The organism is Saccharopolyspora sp. NPDC050642 (assembly GCF_040654735.1).
Lineage (GTDB): Bacteria > Actinomycetota > Actinomycetes > Mycobacteriales > Pseudonocardiaceae > Saccharopolyspora > Saccharopolyspora elongata.
The window spans coordinates 66860-86904 of record NZ_JBFAIN010000002.1 but is presented as its reverse complement, the minus strand read 5'-3'; the positions used below and the strand labels follow the sequence as shown (position 1 = coordinate 86904).

The window sequence follows — 20045 nt, the reverse complement described above, 5'->3', positions numbered from 1 at the left end:
GCGCAGTTTCAATTGAAACTGCGCCACCGGTGATCAGCGGGTGGTGACGGTCTCGGCCTCGCCGGTCTTGGTGTCGACGATGGCGATCTCGCCGATCCCGGCGCGCACCGGTTCCGGCGGTTGCAGCGCCCGGAAACCCGCCGCCAGCTGGTCGTCGGTGATGCCCTGGGCGAGCGTGCAGTGCGGGATCCACGCGCCCGGGAAGTAGTAGGCGGAGGGGTGCTGCACCCGTCCGGCCAGCGCGTCGTGCACCGCCGAGTGCACCGCCAGCAGCTCGGTGTCCACGACCGCGCCCAGCAGCAGCACCCGTTCCTCGCCGGGGAACGTTCCCAGGGTGTGCAGCCAGAGGTCCGGAATGGACAGCAGCTCCAGCTCGGAGCGCAGCGCCTTGCGCGCCGCGGTCGGCATGGCGCGGGCCGCGGCGAAGATGACGTGCGGGCGGTGCTTGCGCGCGGCGACGCTCGGCACCCCGGCCGCGTCCAGGCGCCGCCACAGCGCCCGGACCGCGGAATCCGCGGCCTCGTCGAAGAACGCCACCACCGCCTGCGCCATCAGTGCTCGCCGGGCAGTGCGAAGCGGCCGTCGTCGGTCTGCTCGATCAGCCCGTCCACCAGCAGGGAATCCAGGCAGCGGTCGCGCTGCCCGGCGTCCGACCAGACCGCGTCCAGCTGCTCGCGCAGCACCGGACCGGTCGAGCCGCGCAGGACGTCCAGCAGCTTGCCGCGCACCTGGCGATCGGTGCCGGCGAACTTCTGCACCTTCTTCGGCGGTCCGGCGTAGGCCGGGCGGCCGGCGTGCTGCCAGGCGCAGTCGTGCGCGATCGGGCAGGCCTCGCACAGCGGCGACCGCACGGTGCACACCATCTGGCCGAGCTCCATCAGCGCGGCCGAGAGCTTCGCGGCGCTCGCGTCGTCGGCCGGGAGCAGGGCGTCGACGTCGTTGAGGTCGCGCTTGGTCGACGGCGGACCGGCGTCGCCCGCGCCGTGCACGGCGCGCGCCACCACCCGGCGGACGTTCGTGTCGACCACCGGAGCCCGCTTGCCGTAGGCGAAGGCCGCCACCGCTCGGGCGGTGTAGGCGCCGATGCCCGGCAGGGCCAGCAGCGTGTCGACGTCGGACGGCACGACGTCGCCGTGCTCGGCGGCGATCGTCGCGGCGGCCTCGTGCAGCCGCAGGGCCCGGCGCGGGTAGCCGAGCTTCCCCCAGGCCCGAACCACCTCGCCCTGCGGCTCGGCGGCCAGGTCGGAGGGGCGCGGCCAGCGGCGCATCCACTCCTCCCAGATCGGCTGGACCCGGTTGACCGGGGTCTGCTGCAGCATCGTCTCGCTGACCAGCACGCCCCAGCCCGTGGTGCCGGGCGCGCGCCACGGCAGCGGCCGGGCGGTGGCGGCGAACCAGTCGATGAGCTCGACCGGATCCAGGGGCGGAGCGGGATGCGCGGCGGTGGTCTTCATGGCACCACCGATCCTGCCAGGCCCCCGGCGCGCGGGAGAACACGCCCGAAAGGACCACGCGGAGTCATCCCGGCCGTCGCGCGAACCTCCACACGACTAGACCCGGAACAGCCTTGCCCACCTGCGAAGATGACCTCGGATCCCGGCGTCATGTGCGACTTCCCGAGAAATCGACCGGTCACCCGGGTGAACGTCGATTTCGCGAGGAATCGCGCCGCTCCACGCGGCGGTCGGGAGCGCGTTCGACGGGCGCAGGTTCCCGGGCGCCGGGGCCTGATCGGCCGTGATACGCCCAATTGGGTGATCGTTGGTAACGCTCTTCGGAGTAGTCGCCGGGTTACTGTCGTTGCCGTGCTTGATCCGACCGGACCGCTCCCGCCCACGGTGTACTGGCGTCGCCGCGCGGTGGCGATCGGTGCGGTCGTGCTGGTGGTGGCGCTCCTCGGCTGGGGCGCGATCGCCCTGCTGGGCGGGGCTTCGGGGCCGCAAGCCGTCCCGGCGCCGCCGCCGGGGCCGCCGGTCGCGGTGGCGGCCGACGCGCCGCCGCAGCCGTGCGCGGACGAGTCGATGCGCGTCGTGGCCGAGGTGGCCCGCCCGGAGTTCAAGGTGGGCGAGCGGGTCGGCATGAGCGTCGTGGTGACCAATGCGAGCGACCGCGCCTGCGTGCGCGACATCAACCGCCTGCTGCGCGAGCTGACGGTGTCGACCCCGGGCGGGAAGCACGTGTGGTCGAGCAACGACTGCTACTCGGAGTCGACGAACGAGCAGCCGCTGCTGCAGCCGGGCCAGTCGGTGCGCAACGACATCCAGTGGTCGGGCCAGACGTCCACATCGGACTGCGAAGACGGCCAGGCGAAGGCCCAGGCGGGCGACTACCAGGTGGTGGCCCGGCTGGCGGCGCTCAACAGTTCCCCGACCCCGTTCCGCCTGACCGCGGCCAACTGACCGCGGCCCGAAATCCCCTGATTCCAGGAAAAATCAGGAGTCTGCCGGGCCGGTTCGTCAGGCGAAGCGGTCCACTATGGAGGATTCCGCCAGGCGGGAGAGGCCCTCCCGGATCGAGCTCGCCCTCGCCTCGCCGATCGAATCCACCTCGCGCAGCTCGGCCACCGTCGCCGCGAGCAGCCGCTGCAGCGAGCCGAAGTGCTCCACCAGCTGCCGCCGCACCGCCGTCGGCAGGCGCGGCACCCTCGCGAGCAGCCGGTAGCCGCGCGGGCTCAGGTGCTCCTCCAACGCCTCCGGGTTGTCCGAGTAGCCGAAGGCGCCGGCGATCGCCGTCAGGTCCAGCAGCTCCGTGCCGTCGAGCTCGTGCAGCGCCGCCTCGACCTGCTCCGAGGTCGGCATCGCGCCGCTGGTCGGCAGGTACTCCTGCACGATCAGCTCGCGGTCCAGGTCGATGCCGTCCCTGGCGCGACCGCCGCGCGCCTCCCGCGAGGAACCGACCAGCTCGTCCAGCTGCAGCTCGATCAGCCGGCCGTCCTTGCCGAGCTCGACGACGTCGCCCTCGATCTCGTCGGCGATCCGCCGCACCATCTCCATCCGCTGCACGACGGTCATCGCGTCGCGCAACGTCACGTAGTCCTCGATCTCCAGCGCCGACAGCGCCTGCGCGACCTCGGCCAGCCGCGCGGTGTAGCGCTCCAGGGTCGCCAGCGCCTGGTTGGCGCGGGAGAGGATCTCCGGCGAGCCGATCAGCACGTGCCGGTGGCCCTGCGTGTAGACGCTGATGATGCTCATCGACTGGCTCACCGACACCACCGGGTAGCCGGTCTGGATCGCGGTGCGCTCCGCCGTGCGGTGCCGGGTGCCGGACTCCTCGGTGGGCGTGCTCGCATCGGGCACCAGGTGCACGTTCGCCCGCATGATCCGCGTCGCGTCCGTGGACAGCACCACCGCGCCGTCCATCTTGGACAGCTCGCGCAGCCGGGTCGCGCTGAACTCGATGTCCAGGTGGAACCCGCCGTCGCAGAGCGCCTCCACCGCCGGGTCGTAGCCGAGCACGATCAGGCCGCCGGTGCGGCCGCGCAGGATGCGCTCCAGCCCGTCCCGCAGCGCGGTTCCGGGAGCCAGCCGGGCGAGCGTGCCGCGCAGCTGCTCGTGGCTCATTTGACACCCACGATCTTGAGCGCCTCGCTGACGTTCGACACCACCGTGGCGCGCACGCCCTTCGGCAGCGGGCCCGCATCCGGCGGCACCAGCGCCCGGTCGAACCCGAGTCTGGCCGCTTCGGCCAGCCGCCGCCCGACGCTGCTGACCCGCCGGATCTCCCCGGCGAGCCCCACCTCGCCGACCGCGATCAGGTTCGGCGGCAGCGGCTTGCCCTTCTGGGAGGAGGCGATGGCCAGCGCGATCGCGAGGTCCGCGGCGGGCTCGTGCACCTTCGTGCCGCCGACCGTCGCCGCGAACACGTCGTACTCGCCGGTGGGCACCTTGCCGTGCTTGCCCAGCACCGCGAGCATCATCGACACCCGGGCCGAGTCCAGGCCGCTGACCGACCGCCGCGGCATGGCCATCTGGGTCTTCATCACCAGCGACTGGACCTCCACCAGCAGCGGGCGCTTGCCCTCGACCATCACGGTCACCGCGGTGCCGTCGACCTGGGTCTCGTTGCGGTTGATGAACAGCCCGGACGGGTCCGGGACCTCGGCGATGCCGTCGTCGCGCTGCTCGAAGCAGCCGACCTCGTCGGCGGGCCCGAACCGGTTCTTCACGCCGCGCAGCATCCGCAGCGCCGAGTGCCGGTCGCCCTCGAAGTGCAGCACCACGTCGACCAGGTGCTCCAGCACGCGCGGACCGGCCACCGCGCCATCCTTCGTGACGTGCCCCACCAGCACCACCGGCAGGCCGCGCTCCTTGGCCAGCGACACCAGCGCCGTGGTCACCGCGCGGACCTGCGTGACGCCGCCGGGGCTGCCGTCGGCTTCGGGCGACTGCACGGTCTGCACCGAGTCGACGATCAGCAGGCCCGGCTGCACCGCGTCGACGTGCCCGAGCACGGCGGACAGGTTGCTCTCGGCGCCGAGGTAGAGCTCCGGGTGCACCGAATCGGTGCGCTCCGCGCGAAGTCGCACCTGACCTGCGGATTCCTCACCCGTGACGTAGAGCGACGGGCCGGGCGAGGCGCCCGCGGCCCAGCGGTGCGCGACCTCCAGCAGAAGTGTGGACTTTCCCACTCCGGGCTCGCCGGCCAGCAGCACGACCGCGCCGGGCACGATCCCGCCGCCCAGCACCCGGTCCAGCTCCGCGATGCCGGTGGACACCGCGCGGGCGGAGTCGAGGTCGACCTCGGCGATCGGCCGGGCGGGGGTGGACGGGGCGCCCGCCGCGACCTTGGTCAGCACGGGTCGGGCGGCGGCGGTCTCGTCGATGGTGCCCCACGCCTGGCAGCTCGGGCAGCGGCCGACCCACTTGGCGACCTCGTGGCCGCAGTCGGCGCAGCGGTATCCGGGACGGGCGGTGCGGGTGTTCTTCGGGGGCACGCGGCGAGGCTATCCGCCCGCGACGACAGGCCCGGTCACCAGCATCGCGCGCCGGTCCCACGACCGTGCCGGATTCCCCGCGATCGAGTGGATCAGGCGGTCGACAACCCTCCCCGCAGCCCGGCACGCCGTCCGTGGTGCCGCAATTTCAATGGAAATCGGACCTTCGATTTCAATGGAAATTGCGGCACCACGAGACGCGAGAACGGGCCGCCCGCGCGTGCGGACGGCCCGTTCCGGCGAAGCCTGCGGTCAGTGACCGCCGCCCTGCTCGGTGCCCGACACCGGGCTGCCGTGCTCGGGGCGCGGCGAGTGGTCGGCACCCACCGGCACCTGCACGGTGACCGAGCCGGCCTTCTCGAAGACGAAGGTCACCGGGACCGTCACGCCCGGCGTGATGTCCTGCTTGAACCCGTTCAGCGTGATCTCCACCACGCGGTCCGCGGCCGTCTCGGCCTGCTGGACCTGCGCGGACTTGCCGACGGCGTGCAGCGCGGTACGGCTCGGCAGGTCGGTGATGCCACCGAGCGTCGCCGACGCGGCGTACGGGCTGGAGACCTGGACCAGCTTGTCGCTCGGCCCCTCGTTGGCGATCACCAGCTGCACCGGCGCGGAGGAACCGGCCGGGTAGCGCGCGTCGGTGGTCGGGAAGGTGAAGGTGGCGTCGCGGATCGAGATCTGCTTGAGGTCACCGCTGCCGCCGTTGACTGCGGCGACCTGGGTGTCGGTCTCGGTCACCTGACCGGCACTGCACCCGGCGAGGGCGACGACGGCGCCGAGCCCGATGACGGCCGGGATCAACCGCAGGCGAACGGCCTTGAGGTGCTGAGGGCGGCTCACGGATGCAGCGTCCTTCCTGATTGCCGGACAACCGCTGGAAGCTTAATCCCCACCCCGCGCGGCCGTTCCAGGGGCTAGCCGAACTACCTATTTCCGGGTCCCCGAAGGCTCGGATGGCACTCCGTCCAGACTATCCATAGTGGACGATTTCAGTGGGCCGAAAGGTGCCTCCTTGCACGTTCGGGGCATCCTTGTCAACCCCCGTCCGCCGCCTGACCTGCGAATACGGATGGCGAGGTGGTCGAGGCCCGGTTGCCCGACGTGCTAAACTGGGCATAGCGAAAGGGGCAGAGGACACATGGTTTTCAAGGTCGGAGAGACCGTCGTCTACCCGCATCACGGTGCCGCGCTCATCGAAGCAATCGAGACTCGTGTGATCAAGGGCGAGGAAAAGCAGTACCTCGTCCTCAAGGTCGCGCAGGGCGACCTGACCGTGCGCGTTCCCGCGGACAACGCCGAGATCGTCGGCGTCCGGGACGTTGTCGGCCAGGAGGGGCTCGATCGGGTCTTCGACGTGCTGCGGGCCCCGCACACCGAAGAGCCCACCAACTGGTCTCGACGGTACAAGGCCAACCTGGAGAAGCTCGCCTCCGGCGATGTGAACAAGGTGGCCGAAGTGGTGCGCGACCTCTGGCGACGCGAGAAGGATCGTGGCCTGTCCGCAGGCGAGAAGCGAATGCTCGCGAAGGCGCGGCAGATCCTGGTCAGCGAGTTGGCATTGGCCGAAGGTACTGACGAAGGCAAGGCGGAAACCCTGCTGGACGAAGTCCTCGCCACCGCAGTGTGATCATCGGGAATAGACGAGCGTGAGCGTTGTCGCGCTGGTACCCGCGGCCGGCCGCGGGGTGCGCCTGGGTGCCGGGATGCCGAAGGCGCTGGTTCCGGTGATCGGTGAATCGTTGTTGTTGCGCGCGGTCCGCGGCCTGTTGGCCTCGGGCCGCGTGCAGCACGTCGTGGTCGCGGCCCCGGCCGATCAGGTCGAGGTCGTGACCGCGGAGCTGGCCGCGTTGCCATCCGCGCACGTGGTCGCCGGGGGAGCGGAGCGGACCGACTCCGTGCGGCGCGCGCTCGACGCGGTCGAGCGGATCGCGCCGGATGCGCGGGTCGTGCTGGTGCACGACGCCGCACGTGCTTTCACCCCGGCTTCGATGATCCGGGATGTCGTGTCCGCGGTCGAGCAGGGCGCTCCTGCGGTGATCCCGGTGCTGCCGGTGACCGACACGATCAAGCAGGTCGACGACGCGGGCGACGTCGTCTCGACCGTGGACCGCTCGCAGCTGCGGGCGGTGCAGACGCCCCAAGGTTTCGCCATCGACGTGCTGCGGGCGGCCTACGCCGCGGCCGGTGACGTGGCCACCGACGACGCCGGGCTCGTGGAGCGGGTCGGCGGCAAGGTGCACACCGTCGCCGGGCACCCGCACGCCCTGAAGATCACCACCGCCTTCGATCTGGCCATCGCCGAGTCGGTGCTGGCCCTGGCTGGAGAACCCGAGTGACCGAGCTGCTGCCCCGAGTCGGCCAGGGCGTCGACGTCCACCCCGTCGAAGCCGGGCGCGACTGCTGGATGGCGGGCCTGCTCTGGCCGGGCGTGGACGGCTGCGCCGGGCATTCCGACGGCGACGTCGCGGCGCACGCGCTGTGCGACGCGCTGCTGTCGGCGGCGGGCCTCGGCGATCTCGGCGCGGTGTTCGGCACCGACGACGACCGCTGGGCCGGCGCCCACGGCGCGGACTTCCTGGTCGAGGTGCGGAACCGGGTCGCTGCGGCGGGTTTTCGGATCGGCAACGCGACCGTGCAGGTGATCGGCAACGCGCCGCGCATCGGCAAGCGCCGCGCGGAGGCGCAGCAGGTGCTCTCGGAGGCGGTCGGCGCGCCGGTGTCGGTGTCCGGCACGACCTCGGACGGCCTGGGCCTCACCGGCCGCGGCGAAGGCATCGCCGCTGTGGCCACCGCCCTGGTCTTCCCGGCGGCCTGACGGTTCCGGCTGGACATTAGGGCACGGCACCTGATCGGCGGTTGAGCCTGGCCCGTCGAGTAACGGGCGGATAGCTGGGCGTAACGGGTTGGCGGAGTCAGGGAAAACTCAGGGCTCGCGGTCTGGAATGCCGGGGTCGGTGCGCGCCATGCTCGACGCATGGTGATCGAGCGGAACCGGTGGGTGCGTCGGCTGCTCGTAGTGCAGCCGGTGTTGATGTGGTCAGTGTCGTTCGTGTTGTGGTCCGGGGGCAGCGGCCTCGGCCTGGCGGCGGCCGTGATCCTGTTGTGGGTGAGTGCGGCCATCTGCATCGCGGGCATCGTCGTCCCGATGCGCAGCCACCAGGCGCGGCGCTGCTGACTGCGGCGGAGGGGTGGTCCGGGTCGTGAGCTTGGCCGCATGTCGGTGCCCGGCCCGGTCCAGTCCACTTAACGTTGGTGGCGTGACTTCGCGCGCGGTGCTCTTCGACTTCTCCGGCACGCTGTTCCGTCTCGAAGAAGACGAGTCCTGGTTCAGCGACCTCGCCGACGCCGACGGCGCCCCGTTCGACCTGGCGGCGCAGGCGGAGGTGATGCGCCGGATGACGGCGCCGGTCGGCCAGATCGTGCAGCTCGGCCCGGAATTCCAGGACGCGTGGGAGAACCGCGACCTCGATCCGGCCCTGCACCGCAAGGTCTACCTGGAGGTGCTGCGCAGCTCCGGGGTGCAGGACGGTCAGGCCGAGGGCCTCTACGAGCGGCTGATCGACCCCGGCTTCTGGACGGTGTACCCGGACACCGTCGAGGTGATGCGCCGGCTGCACGAGGCGGGCACCAAGATCGGCGTGATCAGCAACATCGCCTTCGACATCCGGCCCGCGTTCGAGCGGATCGGCGTCACCGGCTACGTCGACGAGTTCCTGCTGTCCTACCTCGAAGGCGTCATCAAGCCGGACCCGAAGATCTTCCTGCGCGCCTGCGAGCGGCTCGGCGTCGCGCCGGAGGAGGCGCTGATGGTCGGCGACAGCGAGGAGGCCGACGGCGGCGCGGCGGCGGTCGGCTGCCGGGTGGCGATCGTCGACCCCGTGTCCACCACCGAGCGGCCGGACGGATTGCTGACCGCCGTCGCCGACGTACTGCGCTGACGATCACTACCCCTTGACGCGCCAGCCCCTGTCGTGATTGCGCGCCGACCTGTCCCCGTACCATCAGGGGCGTGAGCCTGCACCTGCATGACACCGCGACCCGCACGACGCGCGAATTCCACCCGCGCTGCGACGGAGTGGCGTCGATCTACGTCTGTGGTGCCACCGTGCAGGGCATTCCGCACGTCGGCCACGTCCGCAGCGGGTTGAACTTCGACGTGCTGCGCCGCTGGCTGCAGCGGGTCGGCTACGACGTGCGCCTGGTCCGCAACGTCACCGACATCGACGACAAGATCCTCACCAAGGCCGGCGAAGCGGGCCGGCCGTGGTGGGAGTGGGCCGCGACGCACGAGCGTGCCTTCGAGCTGGCCTACGACCAGCTCGGCTGCCAGCCGCCGTCGGTGCTGCCGCGCGCGACCGGGCACGTCACGCAGATGGTCGACCTGATCCAGCGGTTGATCGACAAGGGCCACGCCTACGCGGCGGGCGGCGACGTCTACTTCGCGGTGGCCTCCTACGCCGACCACTACGGCAAGCTGTCCGGGCAGCGCCTCGAAGAGGTGCAGCAGGGCGAGACCCTGGCCAGCGGCAAGCGCGACCCGCGCGACTTCACGCTGTGGAAGGGCGCGAAGCCGGGCGAGCCGAGCTGGCCGACGCCGTGGGGCCACGGCCGCCCGGGCTGGCACCTGGAATGCTCCGCGATGGCCACCTTCTACCTCGGCAGCGAGTTCGACATCCACGGCGGCGGCCTGGACCTGGTGTTCCCGCACCACGAGAACGAGCTGGCCCAGTCGAACGCGGCCGGGGACGGCTTCGCGCATTACTGGATGCACAACGCCTGGGTGACCATGAGCGGCGAGAAGATGTCGAAGTCGCTCGGCAACACGCTGTCCATCCCGGCGGTGCTCCAGCGCGCCCGCGCGGCCGAGCTGCGCTACTACCTGGTCACGCCGCACTACCGGTCGACGATCGAGTTCTCCGAGGGCGGGCTGGCCGAGGCGGTCGCCGCGTACCGGCGCATCGAGTCGTTCGTGCGCCGCGTCGGGCAGCGCGCCGGCACCGTCGAGCCCGGCGAGCTGGCCGCGGAGTTCACCGAGGCGATGGACGACGACCTGTCGACGCCGCAGGCGATCGCGGCGGTGCACAACGCGGTCCGGGAGGGCAACGCGGCGCTGGACCGCGGCGACGACGAGGCGGCTCGCGACGCGGCGGCGTCGGTGCGAGCCATGATGGACGTGCTCGGGTTGGACCCGCTGTCCGAGAAGTGGGCCGAGGACGCCGGTTCGGACGATGCCGCGCACACCGCGCTGGCCGACCTGGTCCAGGCGATGCTCGACCAGCGCCAGCAGGCCCGCAAGGAGCGCGACTTCGCCACCGCCGACCTGCTGCGCGATCGGTTGCAGGACAGCGGGATTGCCGTCGAGGACACCCCCGACGGTCCGATGTGGACATTGAAAGACGGGTAACACGTGGCCGGCAACGACAAACGCCGCGGCGGCATGCGCAAGAGCAACAAGAAGGGCATGGTCGTCGGATCCGGCGGGCAGCGCCGCCGGGGGCTGATCGGCAAGGGGCCGACGCCGAAGGCGGAGGACCGGGTCAGCCACCCCGCGAAGCGGCGCGCCGACGCGCGCAGCAAGGCGGAGCAGCAGCGCGCGAAGCGCAAGGCGCAGCAGGACACGCAGCCGGAGCTGGTGGCCGGGCGCAACCCGGTGGTGGAGTGCATCCGGGCTGGCGTGCCGGCGACCGGGCTGTACGTGGCGCAGGGCATCGACATCGACGACCGGGTCACCGAGGCGGTGCGGGAGGCGAAGTCGCGCGGGATCTCCGTGGTGGACGTGCCGCGCATCGAGCTCGACCGGATGACGAACAACGCGATGCACCAGGGGCTCGCGCTCCAGGTGCCGCAGTTCTCCTACGCGCACCCGGAGGACGTGCTCGCGGCGGCGCATGATTCCGGCATGCCGCCGCTGATCGTCGCGCTCGACGGCGTGACCGACCCGCGCAACCTGGGTGCGGTGATCCGCTCCGCGGCGGCGTTCGGCGCGCACGGCGTGATCGTGCCGCAGCGGCGCAGCGCCGGGATCACGGCCGTCGCCTGGCGCACCAGCGCGGGCACGGCGGCGAAGCTGCCGGTGGCCAAGGCGGTCAACCTCACCCGCACGCTGAAGGACCTGAAGGAAGCCGGGCTGATGGTCATCGGCCTGGACGCCGATGCCGACGTCACCTCGGACGAGCTGGAGCTGGCGACGGGACCGCTGGTGGTCGTCGTGGGCTCGGAGGGGCGCGGGCTGTCCCGGCTGGTCCGGGAAACCTGCGACCAGACGGTGTCGATCCCGATGGCAGGAGGAGTGGAGTCGCTCAACGCCTCGGTCGCCGCGGGCGTGGTCCTCGCCGAGGTCGCCCGCCGCCGCAGGAACTGACCCCGGCCGGGGCACCACCCCTCGGGCCCGGCCGACCGGGAACGGTCCGTTGGTCCGCAATTTCAATGGAAATCGAAGGACCGATTTCCATTGAAATTGCGGAAGTTGTCCACAGCCGTACGACGTTGTCCACACCCTCCGGTGCGTCGTGACCCCGACACGCCGGGGGGGTGCAGTTTCAATTGAAACTTGAGGGTCAGTTTCAATTGAAACTGCGGGCGGGGACGTCAGGACTGGTTCTGGCTGAGGATCGTGTCGACCGTCAGGGCCGATGCGACGACCATGCTCAGCAGCGGGTCCTGGAGCGGTCGGTGGATCTGCAGGACGTAGTTGTCCGCGGTCGTGAACGCCGCCTTCGCCAGGCCCTGCCAGGTCTTGGTGATCTGCCCGATCTCGGCGTCGGCGTGGTCCAGGACCTTGATGTCCCAGGCGCGCAGGTTCTCCGCGCGCATGCCGCCGATGCGCTGCCCGTTGACCTCGAAGTCGAACCTGGCCTTACCCCAGACGTTCGCCAGCTTGATGTCCCCGACCGGCGACTGGTCCGGCCGCTGCACGTGCACCGTGCCCTTCCACATGGTCGCCGGGCGGGTCAGCACCAACATCGGCCGGCCGGTGACGTCGCGGATCTCCAGCGTCACGGTCATCAGCGAGTCGAGCTTGGTGAACATCCGCAGCGCCTTCTGCGCGCCGCTCTGGCCGACCTGCATGACCGAGCCGAGCTGGCGGCCGTGCTGGTCGTAGACGGCGTACTCGTTCGCCACCTCGATCAGCTTCGCCTTCTGGTTGATCACCAGCACCGGCTCGCTGAACAGCGTGCCACCGCCGCCGGCGATCGTGCCGCCGACACCGGCGCGCTGCTGCACCTGCTGCTGGACGGACGCCGCGTCGCCGGTGCCACCCATCGCCAGCTCGATGGCCGAGGCGTCGTTCTGCTGCGCGGCCGGGTGCTGCTGCGCGTACTGCGGGTGCTGCTGGACCGGCTGGGCGGGCTGGACGTGCGGGGTCCACTGCCGACCGTCCCACCAGCGCACGTAACGCGGGTCTGCCTGGTCCGGGTACCAGCCGGGCGGCGGAGCGTTCATGGGCCTCAGGCTAGGCGATCGTCGCGGCGGCCGTCCCGGGTTTGCACTCATCGCGTTCCGGGCTGGTGACGGTCCGGGCTCGGCTAGAGTCCGACGGAGCAATTCAGCACCAGCGAGGAGGCGAGGGCCTCCCGTACCCCGAGGCCCCCGATGTCGTTCGCAAGTCCGCTGTTCCTCTGGTACTTCCTGCCGGCCGTGCTCGCGGCCGTGCTGATCGCACCGCGCAGCGGACGCAATGTCGTGATCGCCGTGGCGAGCCTGCTGTTCTACGTCAGCGGCGCGGGCGGGACGACGCTGCTGCTGCTCGCCTGCATCGTGGTGAACTACTTCGCTGGCCGGCGGCTGGAGCCCGACGACTGGGGTTTCGAGCAGAACCGGCGGAAGTGGCTGCTGATCGGCACGATCTCGTTCAACCTCGCGATCCTGGCGATCTGGAAGTACGCCGGGTTCGCCACCGCGCAGCTCGCGGTGCTCGGCCAGTGGTTCGGCGGCGACTTCCCGGTGCTGCACCTGGCGTTGCCGATCGGGATCTCGTTCTACACGTTCCACCACATCTCCTACGTGGTGGACATCTACCGGGGCGAGCGCCCTGCGCTGCGCGATCCGGTCTCGTTCATCACCTACATCGCGATGTTCCCGCAGCTGGTGGCCGGTCCGATCGTGCGCTACCGGGAGATCGCCGACCAGCTCCCGCAGCAGCGGACGCACCGGCTCGACGACATCGCGGCGGGCTTCCCGCGGTTCGCGTGGGGCCTGACGAAGAAGGTCGTCATCGCGGACACGCTGGCGCCGATGGTGGACGCCTGCTTCGCCACCCCGAACGAGGACATGACGTTCGCGATCGCCTGGCTCGGCGCGATCGGGTACACGATGCAGCTGTACTTCGACTTCTCCGGCTACTCGGACATGGCGATCGGGCTGGGCCGGATGCTCGGGTTCCGGCTGCCGGAGAACTTCGCCCGGCCGTACTCGTCGGTGACCGTCACGGAGTTCTGGCGCCGCTGGCACATGTCGCTGTCCCGCTGGTTCCGGGACTACGTCTACATCCCGCTGGGCGGCAACCGCGGAGGCACGGCGCGCACCTACCGGAACCTGGCGATCATCTTCGTGCTGACCGGTTTCTGGCACGGCGCGGCGTGGACCTACCTGGTGTGGGGGCTGTTCCACGGCGCGCTGCTGGTGGTGGAGCGCGCCTTCGGCTGGTCGCACGCGCCGAGCAGCACCCGGGCCCGCCTCGGCCGCCGCGCGCTGACGATGCTGCTGGTGGTGATCGGCTGGGTGTTCTTCCGGTCGCCGGACCTGGGCAGCGCGTTCGTGATGCTGGGCCACATGCTGCTGCCGGACTTCGCGGGCCTGACGGACATCGTCGCGGCGTCGGTGACGAACCAGCGCCTGGTGTTCCTGCTGCTGGCGCTGGTGGTCGTGGCGCTGCCGGCGAACTCGGGCACGGGCCCGTTCCTGGAGGCGGTCCGGACCCCGCAGGCCTACGCGCTCCGGATCGGCGTCCTGACCCTCGGCCTCGGCTACGCGGGCCTGCTCGTCGCCACCGGCTCCTTCAGCCCGTTCCTGTACTACCAATTCTGACCATCACCGGGCCCTGCCCAGGCGTTTGCTCGTTGGGACTTTCTGCTCTGTCGGTCCACGAATGGATGTGGCGTGGACTGGGAAGTGGAGATTCCCGGCCTGTCGGGGACGGCTGCACCACATGGTGGTCCGGCCGGACGGCGTCCGCTGGCGCAGCCCTCTCTTCGGACGAGCGCGTGGAGGATCCGGAGGCGGGGACGAATGGTCACCACGAAGCAGCAGGTCGTCCAGAAGGCGATCGACAACTACATCGAAAACCAGGAGAGGGGCCTGGAGGTCGCCCAGAAGGCGCTGGCGATGCACCAGAAGATGCATCGGCCGGAGGTGCAGGAGGCCGAGGCCCTCGGCAAACCGGTGTCGGAGGTCGAGCACCTCGATGAGGACGCACGCGGGCTCAGCGACGAAATCCGGGACGGTCAGCGGGAGATCGAGGCGACCAGGCAACGCATCGAGGAGGCGCGGACCGCTCGCCTCAACGGGTCCCGCGCGAGCGAGGATTTCCTGAACGGCCACCAAGGGGACAACTGGGCGGACCAAACCGCTTTGGACGAGTTCGGCGTGACGCCGCCTGAAGATTCCGGTCTGGGGCCGGTCGAGGGTTACGAACCGGGTCGGCCGGCCGGTGATGACGTTGAGCTTCCGGTCACCGAGCCTGCGGAGCCGATGCCGGGTGCCGGCGAGCCGCCGGCGGTGGATGCGGGTGCCGGTAAGACGACCACGTTGCGCACCGGTGAGAAAACGCCGGACTGGACCCTGAAGCCGGGCCAGGCGCAGCCGACCCCCGGACCTTCCGAGCCGTCGCCCGTGGGACCTGCCGGTGAGCCGGGTGCCCAGCTGCCTCCGGCGCCGGGACCGGGTGTAGCGGAGCCTTCCGAAGGCCCGGGCATGGTGAGCCAGATCGGGAAGTGGCTGGCAGGCACGAGTCTGGTCAAGGCGGCGCAAGTCGGGTTCGAGGTCGTCAAGGGGCGTTTCAAGAAGGTCGTCGCCGTGGTGGGCGCAGTGGTCGCCGTCGGTGGCCTGATCTACACGTTCTGGCCGAGCGGGGGTGCTCCCGAGCCACGGCCTCCCGAACCTCCCGGAGTGCAGGCCCCGTCGACACCGGCAGCACCGGAACCGCCGCCGCCGAATCCGTTCGTGCCACCTCATGTTCCGGAACCGGTGCCGCCGAACCCGTTCGGCGGACCTGAATCCCCGCCGCCGAACCCGTTCGGTGGGCCCGAATCCCCGCCCCCGAACCCGTTCGTACCGCCTCACGTCCCGGAACCGGTGCCGCCGAACCCGTTCGAGCCCGGTAAGGGCACGAACAGTGAGCCAGTGGTGCCCCCGGCAGCACCCGCACCCCCGAACCCGTTCGAGCCTGGGCAGCACGGCAGCAACCCCGGCGGCACCGGCACTGGCGGCGACAGCGGCAGCAACACCGGCGGCCACAGCGGCACCGGCGGCGACACCGGCGGTACCGGCACTGGCAGCGACACCGGCACTGGCGGCGGCAGCGGCACCGGCACCGGGACCGGCAGCGACACCGGCGGCACCGGCAGCGACACCGGCGGCACCGGCAGCGACACCGGCGGTACCGGCACAGGCGACGGCACTGGCAGCGACACCGGAACCGGCGGTCACAGCGGTACCGGCGGGGGCACTGACAGCGGCACCGGCGCTGGCAGCGACAGCGGGACCGGCACCGGCAGCGACAGCGGGACCGGCACCGGCACCGGCAGCGACACCAGTGGCAGCGGCACTGGCAGCGACACCAGTGGCAGCGGCACCGGCAGCGATACCGGCACTGGCACGGGCGGCCACAGCGGCACCGGTGGCACCGGCAGCGACACCGGTACTGGCGGCGGCTGAGCGCACCGCGCACATAGAGATGGCGAATGAGATCAGAAGGTTCGGCCGGATGGTCGTCTGGCTCGGGCGTCGTTGACTGGCCGTCAGGCCGTCCGGGATCAACCAGCAACACCGAATGTCCACCTCGCCCAAAGGCGAAAGGTGCAGTTCGGTGCCGTCCGGTGGGTGATCTCCGCCAGTCCCGGACTTTCATTCATCAGTACTACTGGTTCTGACGATCAGAATGCGGCGCGGTACGGGGTCAGGAATTCGGTCAGGGCGGCGAGCATTTCCTGCGGGGCTTCTTCGGCCGGGTAGTGCCCGCAGTCGGGCAGGACGACGCTCGCGACGTCTTCGGCGGCGGGGGCCAGGGTTTCGCCGACCAGGTCGCCGACGGAGCGAGCGCCGGCGATGGTCAGCACGGGCATGGTCAGCTTCCGCGCCTTGCGCCGGGCGTTCTGCTCGATCGTCGTGTCGATCGCGCGGTAGAACTCGAAGCTGGCGCGCAGGGCCTCGCGATCGGTGGCCAGGGCCTCGATGTACAGGTCGACGGCGTGCTCCGGCAGTTGGCGGGCCGCTTTGGTCGCGAACTGGTACCCGAAGAAGAGCCGTTCCCGGCCTGCGACGAGTTCCTCGTTCAGCGAGCCGAGCCGGTTGAACCCGAAGTGCCACAGCCGATCGACGGCCTCCTGCGGCGCGAACAGCGGTGGGGAGGGCGCTAAACCGGGGATCACGGCCTCGGCGAGGGCCAGGCGTTCCACGCGCTCCGGGTGGTCCGCGGCCAGCGCGTATCCGGTCCACATGCCGACGTCGTGGCCGACCATCGCGAAGCGGTCGTGGCCCAGCGCGCTCATCAGGCCGGCCATGTCGGCGGCGAGGGTGCCGGTGTCGTAGCCGGCGTCCGGCTTGCCGGACAGGCCCACGCCCCGAGGATCGGGTGCGACGACCGTGAAGTCCCGCGCCAGCGCCGGCATCAGCTCGCGCCATGCGTACCAGGTCTGCGGCCAGCCGGCGAGCAGCAGCAACGGCGGCCCGTCGCCGCCGGTCACGGCGTGCAGGCGCAGGTCACCGACCTGCACCCAGCGGCTGCGGAACGTGTCGGTGAACCCGGCGGGCAGCCCGGGGGCGCCGCTCGCGGAGCCGCGGCCAGCGGGCTCGGTTGTTTCTCCCATGCTCCGACCGTAAACCATCTTGGATCGATCGGTCCATGATTCTTGTACCGTTCGTTCCAAGAAGTAGGTAGGCTCACGTCGAAGCGGGAGGAGGCGCATGTCGGGTCGCAAGCAGTTCGACGTCGACGAAGCCCTGGACAAGGCCATGGCGGTGTTCTGGCAGCGGGGATACGCGGACGCGTCGCTGGACATGCTCGGCACTGCCACCGGGCTGGGCCGGGGATCGCTCTACGGCGCGTTCGGCGGCAAGGACGAGTTGTTCCGCCGAGCGCTGGACCGGTACTCCGCGACGTACGGTTCCCGCTACGAGGACGCGCTCACCGCGCACCCGGGCGATCCGGCCCGTGCCGTCGAGGCGTTCTTCGGCGTCATCCTGGACAGGATCAACGACCCCGCTGTGCCGGAGGGCTGCCTCGTTGCCCAGTCGGTCGCCCAGTCGTCCGCGCTGACGCCCGAAAGCGCCGCGCACGTCCGCCGCTTGCTCGACATCCAGCAGGCGCGCGTCCGAGCCGCGCTCGACGATCCGCGCGCCGATCCGGCGACGCTCGACGACCTCGCCATCTACGTCGTCGCGATCAACCAATCCCTCGCGGTGCTCAGCCGCGCCGGCGCGTCGGATCGGGAGCTGCGGACCGTGGTGCGCTTCGCCTGCGAGACCGTCGCAGGCCGGCTTACCCCTGCTGGCTGATACGCAGTCCGTTCTTGAGAAGAAGCACCCCGGGGTGCAGGTTCAATGCGCCTGTTGAACCCGCACCCCGGGGTGTGCGTCTTGGTGCGCCGCCTTCTTCGGATGTGGGGCGGCGCTTGGAAGTCAGTTCGTTCAGTCGGTCCAGACCCACAGGAGGATCGGGTCGCCCATGCCGGCCTCGATGGAGCAGCCGGTCCAGCGGCCCTGGGCCTTCCCGGCCTCGCACGCCGCCTCAGCCGCTTCGTACGACGGGTAGACGCCTGCCGGGTACGGGCCACCGGAGGCCATGGCCGGGGCACTGAAGGCGAGGAGTCCGGCGACGGCCGCGACCCCGATGGTGATCTTGCGAAGCACGATGATTCCTCCGAGATAGTAGGAATGTTGCGCGGATCCGCTTTCGTGGAAAACGCTATCCGGGTGCGGAGTGCCCGCCCAAGAATCCGGAGCACAAACTGCCCGAAGAGGACACCCGCCTTCCCCTATGGCGCCGCGAACGCGAGCCGGTCGTTTTTCGGCAGGTAGCGGCCCGTGAGTGGTTTGTGCCGCTATGACAACACAAAACACTCACGGGTCGGGCCGGCGGAAAAACGGTGTCGGTCAGGTGATCGCTGCGCCGAGATGGATCTGGTTGCCGTCCGGGTCGGCGGCCGTGGCGATGCGTTCGCCCCAGGGCATGTCCTGGGGTTCCTGGAGGATCGGGACGCCCGCGGCTCGGAGGCGGCCCACCGCTTCGTCGACGTCGTCGGTGTAGAGCCACAGGGCGAAATGGCGGCCCGGCCGCACTTCGGGATTCGCGCCGAGGCCGAGCTTGAGGGATTCCAGGCGGAGCGTGACGAATTCGGGTTCGCCTTCGGCGGGGAACCGGTATTGCGGCTCGAATCCGAGCACATCGCAGTAGAAGCGCATCGCACGGCCGAGGTCGGGCGTCGACAAGATCGGGAAGGCTTCGCGGAACATGCGTGGACGCTACCGCCGAGCCCGGAAATTCCACCGCTGCGCACCGAGGCGCCGGGAATCCGCGAGTTCTGGGCCGGTTGCGGTGCGTGCCCGGTTAACGTGGTGCCGTGTCGCGGCAGGAGCATTCCGATCTTCCCCCGGTCCACGAGGCGTGGTTGCCGCGGGAACACCCGCTGCACCGGCCCCGGCACGGCAGGCGCCAGCTGGCCGCGCTGGTGTGCGCGGTGCTGTTCTTCACCGCGCCGGTGGTGACCTGGGTCTTCGGCGCGCGCGCCGAGCAGCTGGAGAACCGCCCGCTCGCGGCCTTCCCCAGCGTCACCGAAGGCTGGGGGTTCTTCACCGGGCTGAACGCGTGGGCCACCGACAACCTGCCGTTCCGCAAGGGCGCCGTGCAGTCGGTCGACGCGCTCAGCCGCGGCGTGTTCGGCGAGCCCGCGCGGCTGGCCGGCGGCTCGCACACCTCGCCGATAGGTGCCGGGCAGGTGGACGAGAAACCGCCGATCAACGAGAACGTGTTCCCCGCCGTCATCGAGGGCAAGAACGGCTGGCTGTACCTCGGCCACGACGTGGCGTACCGGTGCGTGCCGAAGCGGACGCTGGACGAGGTGATCGCCGGGCTGCGCCGCTGGCGCGCCGTGGTGGAGGCGTCGGGCCGGAAGTTCCAGCTGGTCATCGCCCCGGACAAGTCCACCGTCTACCCGGAGAACATGCCGGACGGCTACGCCGGGAAGGACTGCTCGACGCAGGTCCGCGACGAGTTCTGGCGCCGGGTGCCCGCCGCGACCGGCGCGGTGGACCTGCGCGCCCAGCTGCGCGAGGTCGCGGCGCGCAACCAGCGGCCGATCTACCACGACATCGACACGCACTGGACCCACGAGGGCGGCATCGCCATGATCTACCAGCTCGCGGAACGCCTGCAGCCGGGCGTGACGAGCAGCTGGCTGGTCCGGCCGTCCCGGCAGTACCAGCACAGCGCCGACATCCCGGACCTGCTCGGGCAGGACCGGACCGTGCCGATCCAGGCGTACTCGCTGGCGCCCGACGGCGGGCCGGAGGACAACACGCAGTTCAAGCCCAGCGACTTCCACCAGCCGCTGCACCTGGAGTCGCCGGCGCTGCCGGGCATGATCGACCGGCCGGTGCGGATGGTCGGCGACTCGTTCACCCAGTTCGCGAGCCCGTACCTGGCGGCGACGTTCGCCAACATCACGGTCACGCACCCGGACAACGTCGCGGTGGACCCGGTGGCGGCGGGCCGGTTGCTGGCGGAAGGCGAAGTGGTCACCTTCGAGCTCTCGGAGCGCTTCGTAGCGGGAGGCCGCTACCCGATGCTCGACCCGGAAGTGGCCGACCAGGTCGGCGCGATCCTCGCAGCCCACCCCATCCGCTGACCTTCCGCTCCGCCACGGGGAGGGTGCGGGGCACCCGGGGTCGCAGGTGC

The 20045-nt window shown here is 70.8% G+C and carries 21 protein-coding genes; 12 read left to right on the top strand and 9 right to left on the bottom strand.

What is annotated here, in order from left to right; translation table 11 throughout:
• Nucleotides 1-33: 33 nt before the first annotated feature.
• Together AB0H93_RS04125 and AB0H93_RS04120 are read right to left on the bottom strand one after the other, a co-directional pair.
• On the bottom strand, nt 34-552 hold the full coding sequence (locus AB0H93_RS04125; RefSeq protein ID WP_358567140.1) for a 2'-5' RNA ligase family protein: 519 nt from the start codon (nt 550-552) through the stop codon (nt 34-36).
• Nucleotides 552-1454: an A/G-specific adenine glycosylase gene (locus tag AB0H93_RS04120; protein WP_358567137.1), complete on the bottom strand. Its 903-nt coding sequence runs from the start codon at nt 1452-1454 to the stop codon at nt 552-554. Before AB0H93_RS04120 ends, AB0H93_RS04125 begins: the two co-directional genes overlap by 1 nt.
• A gap of 351 nt (nt 1455-1805) precedes the next feature.
• Here AB0H93_RS04120 and AB0H93_RS04115 point away from each other — a divergent pair, with 351 nt between their 5' ends.
• Complete coding sequence (locus AB0H93_RS04115) at nt 1806-2399, top strand: hypothetical protein (protein ID WP_358567134.1); 594 nt, start codon at nt 1806-1808, stop codon at nt 2397-2399.
• Nucleotides 2400-2456: 57 nt separating this feature from the next.
• Here AB0H93_RS04115 and disA read toward each other — a convergent pair whose 3' ends face one another.
• From disA to AB0H93_RS04100, 3 genes are all read right to left on the bottom strand, one after another.
• The gene (gene disA, locus AB0H93_RS04110; RefSeq protein ID WP_358567131.1) at nt 2457-3560 is read right to left on the bottom strand and encodes a DNA integrity scanning diadenylate cyclase DisA; all 1104 of its coding nucleotides are present in this window, start codon (nt 3558-3560) and stop codon (nt 2457-2459) included.
• Nucleotides 3557-4933 carry a DNA repair protein RadA gene (radA, locus tag AB0H93_RS04105; RefSeq protein WP_358567128.1) on the bottom strand — a complete coding sequence of 459 codons (1377 nt, stop codon included), beginning with the start codon at nt 4931-4933 and terminating at the stop codon, nt 3557-3559. Before radA ends, disA begins: the two co-directional genes overlap by 4 nt.
• A 252-nt stretch (nt 4934-5185) precedes the next feature.
• A complete protein-coding gene (locus AB0H93_RS04100) occupies nt 5186-5773 on the bottom strand; it encodes a copper chaperone PCu(A)C (protein WP_358567125.1) in 588 nt (195 codons plus the stop codon).
• 298 nt (nt 5774-6071) lie between these two features.
• Between AB0H93_RS04100 and AB0H93_RS04095 the strand changes: the two genes are divergently transcribed.
• The 7 genes from AB0H93_RS04095 (at nt 6072) to rlmB (ending at nt 11294) form a co-directional block, all read left to right on the top strand.
• The gene (locus AB0H93_RS04095) at nt 6072-6560 is read left to right on the top strand and encodes a CarD family transcriptional regulator (protein WP_009947449.1); all 489 of its coding nucleotides are present in this window, start codon (nt 6072-6074) and stop codon (nt 6558-6560) included.
• A 19-nt stretch (nt 6561-6579) separates the two neighbouring features.
• The gene (gene ispD / locus AB0H93_RS04090; RefSeq protein ID WP_358567122.1) at nt 6580-7269 is read left to right on the top strand and encodes a 2-C-methyl-D-erythritol 4-phosphate cytidylyltransferase; all 690 of its coding nucleotides are present in this window, start codon (nt 6580-6582) and stop codon (nt 7267-7269) included.
• Entirely contained in the window at nt 7266-7748 is a 483-nt protein-coding gene (ispF, locus tag AB0H93_RS04085) for a 2-C-methyl-D-erythritol 2,4-cyclodiphosphate synthase (protein ID WP_358567119.1), read from the top strand. Before ispD ends, ispF begins: the two co-directional genes overlap by 4 nt.
• Nucleotides 7749-7907: 159 nt before the next feature.
• Nucleotides 7908-8108 carry a hypothetical protein gene (locus AB0H93_RS04080; protein WP_358567116.1) on the top strand — a complete coding sequence of 67 codons (201 nt, stop codon included), beginning with the start codon at nt 7908-7910 and terminating at the stop codon, nt 8106-8108.
• 82 nt (nt 8109-8190) lie between these two features.
• A complete protein-coding gene (locus tag AB0H93_RS04075) occupies nt 8191-8871 on the top strand; it encodes an HAD-IA family hydrolase (RefSeq protein WP_358567113.1) in 681 nt (226 codons plus the stop codon).
• A 71-nt stretch (nt 8872-8942) separates the two neighbouring features.
• On the top strand, nt 8943-10337 hold the full coding sequence (cysS, locus tag AB0H93_RS04070; protein WP_358567110.1) for a cysteine--tRNA ligase: 1395 nt from the start codon (nt 8943-8945) through the stop codon (nt 10335-10337).
• 3 nt (nt 10338-10340) lie between these two features.
• Nucleotides 10341-11294 (top strand): 23S rRNA (guanosine(2251)-2'-O)-methyltransferase RlmB, encoded by a 954-nt coding sequence (rlmB, locus tag AB0H93_RS04065; RefSeq protein ID WP_358567107.1) that lies wholly within the window; start codon nt 10341-10343, stop codon nt 11292-11294.
• Between the two features lie 227 nt (nt 11295-11521).
• Here the strand turns inward: rlmB and AB0H93_RS04060 are convergent, their stop codons facing one another.
• Entirely contained in the window at nt 11522-12376 is an 855-nt protein-coding gene (locus AB0H93_RS04060) for a phospholipid scramblase-related protein (RefSeq protein WP_358567104.1), read from the bottom strand.
• Between the two features lie 150 nt (nt 12377-12526).
• Here AB0H93_RS04060 and AB0H93_RS04055 point away from each other — a divergent pair, with 150 nt between their 5' ends.
• A complete protein-coding gene (locus AB0H93_RS04055) occupies nt 12527-13960 on the top strand; it encodes an MBOAT family protein (RefSeq protein WP_358567101.1) in 1434 nt (477 codons plus the stop codon).
• Between the two features lie 201 nt (nt 13961-14161).
• Entirely contained in the window at nt 14162-15808 is a 1647-nt protein-coding gene (locus tag AB0H93_RS04050) for a hypothetical protein (RefSeq protein WP_358567098.1), read from the top strand.
• Nucleotides 15809-16026: 218 nt separating this feature from the next.
• Here the strand turns inward: AB0H93_RS04050 and AB0H93_RS04045 are convergent, their stop codons facing one another.
• Entirely contained in the window at nt 16027-16959 is a 933-nt protein-coding gene (locus AB0H93_RS04045) for an alpha/beta hydrolase (protein WP_358567095.1), read from the bottom strand.
• A gap of 97 nt (nt 16960-17056) precedes the next feature.
• Here AB0H93_RS04045 and AB0H93_RS04040 point away from each other — a divergent pair, with 97 nt between their 5' ends.
• Nucleotides 17057-17647 (top strand): TetR/AcrR family transcriptional regulator, encoded by a 591-nt coding sequence (locus AB0H93_RS04040; RefSeq protein WP_358567092.1) that lies wholly within the window; start codon nt 17057-17059, stop codon nt 17645-17647.
• 132 nt (nt 17648-17779) lie between these two features.
• On the opposite strand, the gene AB0H93_RS04035 is transcribed toward AB0H93_RS04040, so the two are convergent.
• On the bottom strand, nt 17780-18001 hold the full coding sequence (locus AB0H93_RS04035) for a hypothetical protein (RefSeq protein ID WP_358567089.1): 222 nt from the start codon (nt 17999-18001) through the stop codon (nt 17780-17782).
• A 243-nt stretch (nt 18002-18244) separates the two neighbouring features.
• On the bottom strand, nt 18245-18604 hold the full coding sequence (locus AB0H93_RS04030; RefSeq protein WP_358567087.1) for a VOC family protein: 360 nt from the start codon (nt 18602-18604) through the stop codon (nt 18245-18247).
• Between the two features lie 107 nt (nt 18605-18711).
• Here AB0H93_RS04030 and AB0H93_RS04025 point away from each other — a divergent pair, with 107 nt between their 5' ends.
• A complete protein-coding gene (locus AB0H93_RS04025; protein ID WP_358567084.1) occupies nt 18712-19995 on the top strand; it encodes a hypothetical protein in 1284 nt (427 codons plus the stop codon).
• Nucleotides 19996-20045: the final 50 nt, after the last annotated feature.

Coding starts and splice junctions, on each gene's coding strand:
- AB0H93_RS04120 (WP_358567137.1), bottom strand. CDS start 1,454: ATGAAGACCACCGCCGCGCATCCCGCTCCGCCCCTGGATCCGGTCGAG.
- AB0H93_RS04040 (WP_358567092.1), top strand. CDS start 17,057: ATGTCGGGTCGCAAGCAGTTCGACGTCGACGAAGCCCTGGACAAGGCC.
- AB0H93_RS04030 (WP_358567087.1), bottom strand. CDS start 18,604: ATGTTCCGCGAAGCCTTCCCGATCTTGTCGACGCCCGACCTCGGCCGT.
- AB0H93_RS04060 (WP_358567104.1), bottom strand. CDS start 12,376: ATGAACGCTCCGCCGCCCGGCTGGTACCCGGACCAGGCAGACCCGCGT.
- AB0H93_RS04080 (WP_358567116.1), top strand. CDS start 7,908: ATGGTGATCGAGCGGAACCGGTGGGTGCGTCGGCTGCTCGTAGTGCAG.
- AB0H93_RS04050 (WP_358567098.1), top strand. CDS start 14,162: ATGGTCACCACGAAGCAGCAGGTCGTCCAGAAGGCGATCGACAACTAC.
- AB0H93_RS04125 (WP_358567140.1), bottom strand. CDS start 552: ATGGCGCAGGCGGTGGTGGCGTTCTTCGACGAGGCCGCGGATTCCGCG.
- disA (WP_358567131.1), bottom strand. CDS start 3,560: ATGAGCCACGAGCAGCTGCGCGGCACGCTCGCCCGGCTGGCTCCCGGA.
- AB0H93_RS04095 (WP_009947449.1), top strand. CDS start 6,072: ATGGTTTTCAAGGTCGGAGAGACCGTCGTCTACCCGCATCACGGTGCC.
- AB0H93_RS04045 (WP_358567095.1), bottom strand. CDS start 16,959: ATGGGAGAAACAACCGAGCCCGCTGGCCGCGGCTCCGCGAGCGGCGCC.
- AB0H93_RS04055 (WP_358567101.1), top strand. CDS start 12,527: ATGTCGTTCGCAAGTCCGCTGTTCCTCTGGTACTTCCTGCCGGCCGTG.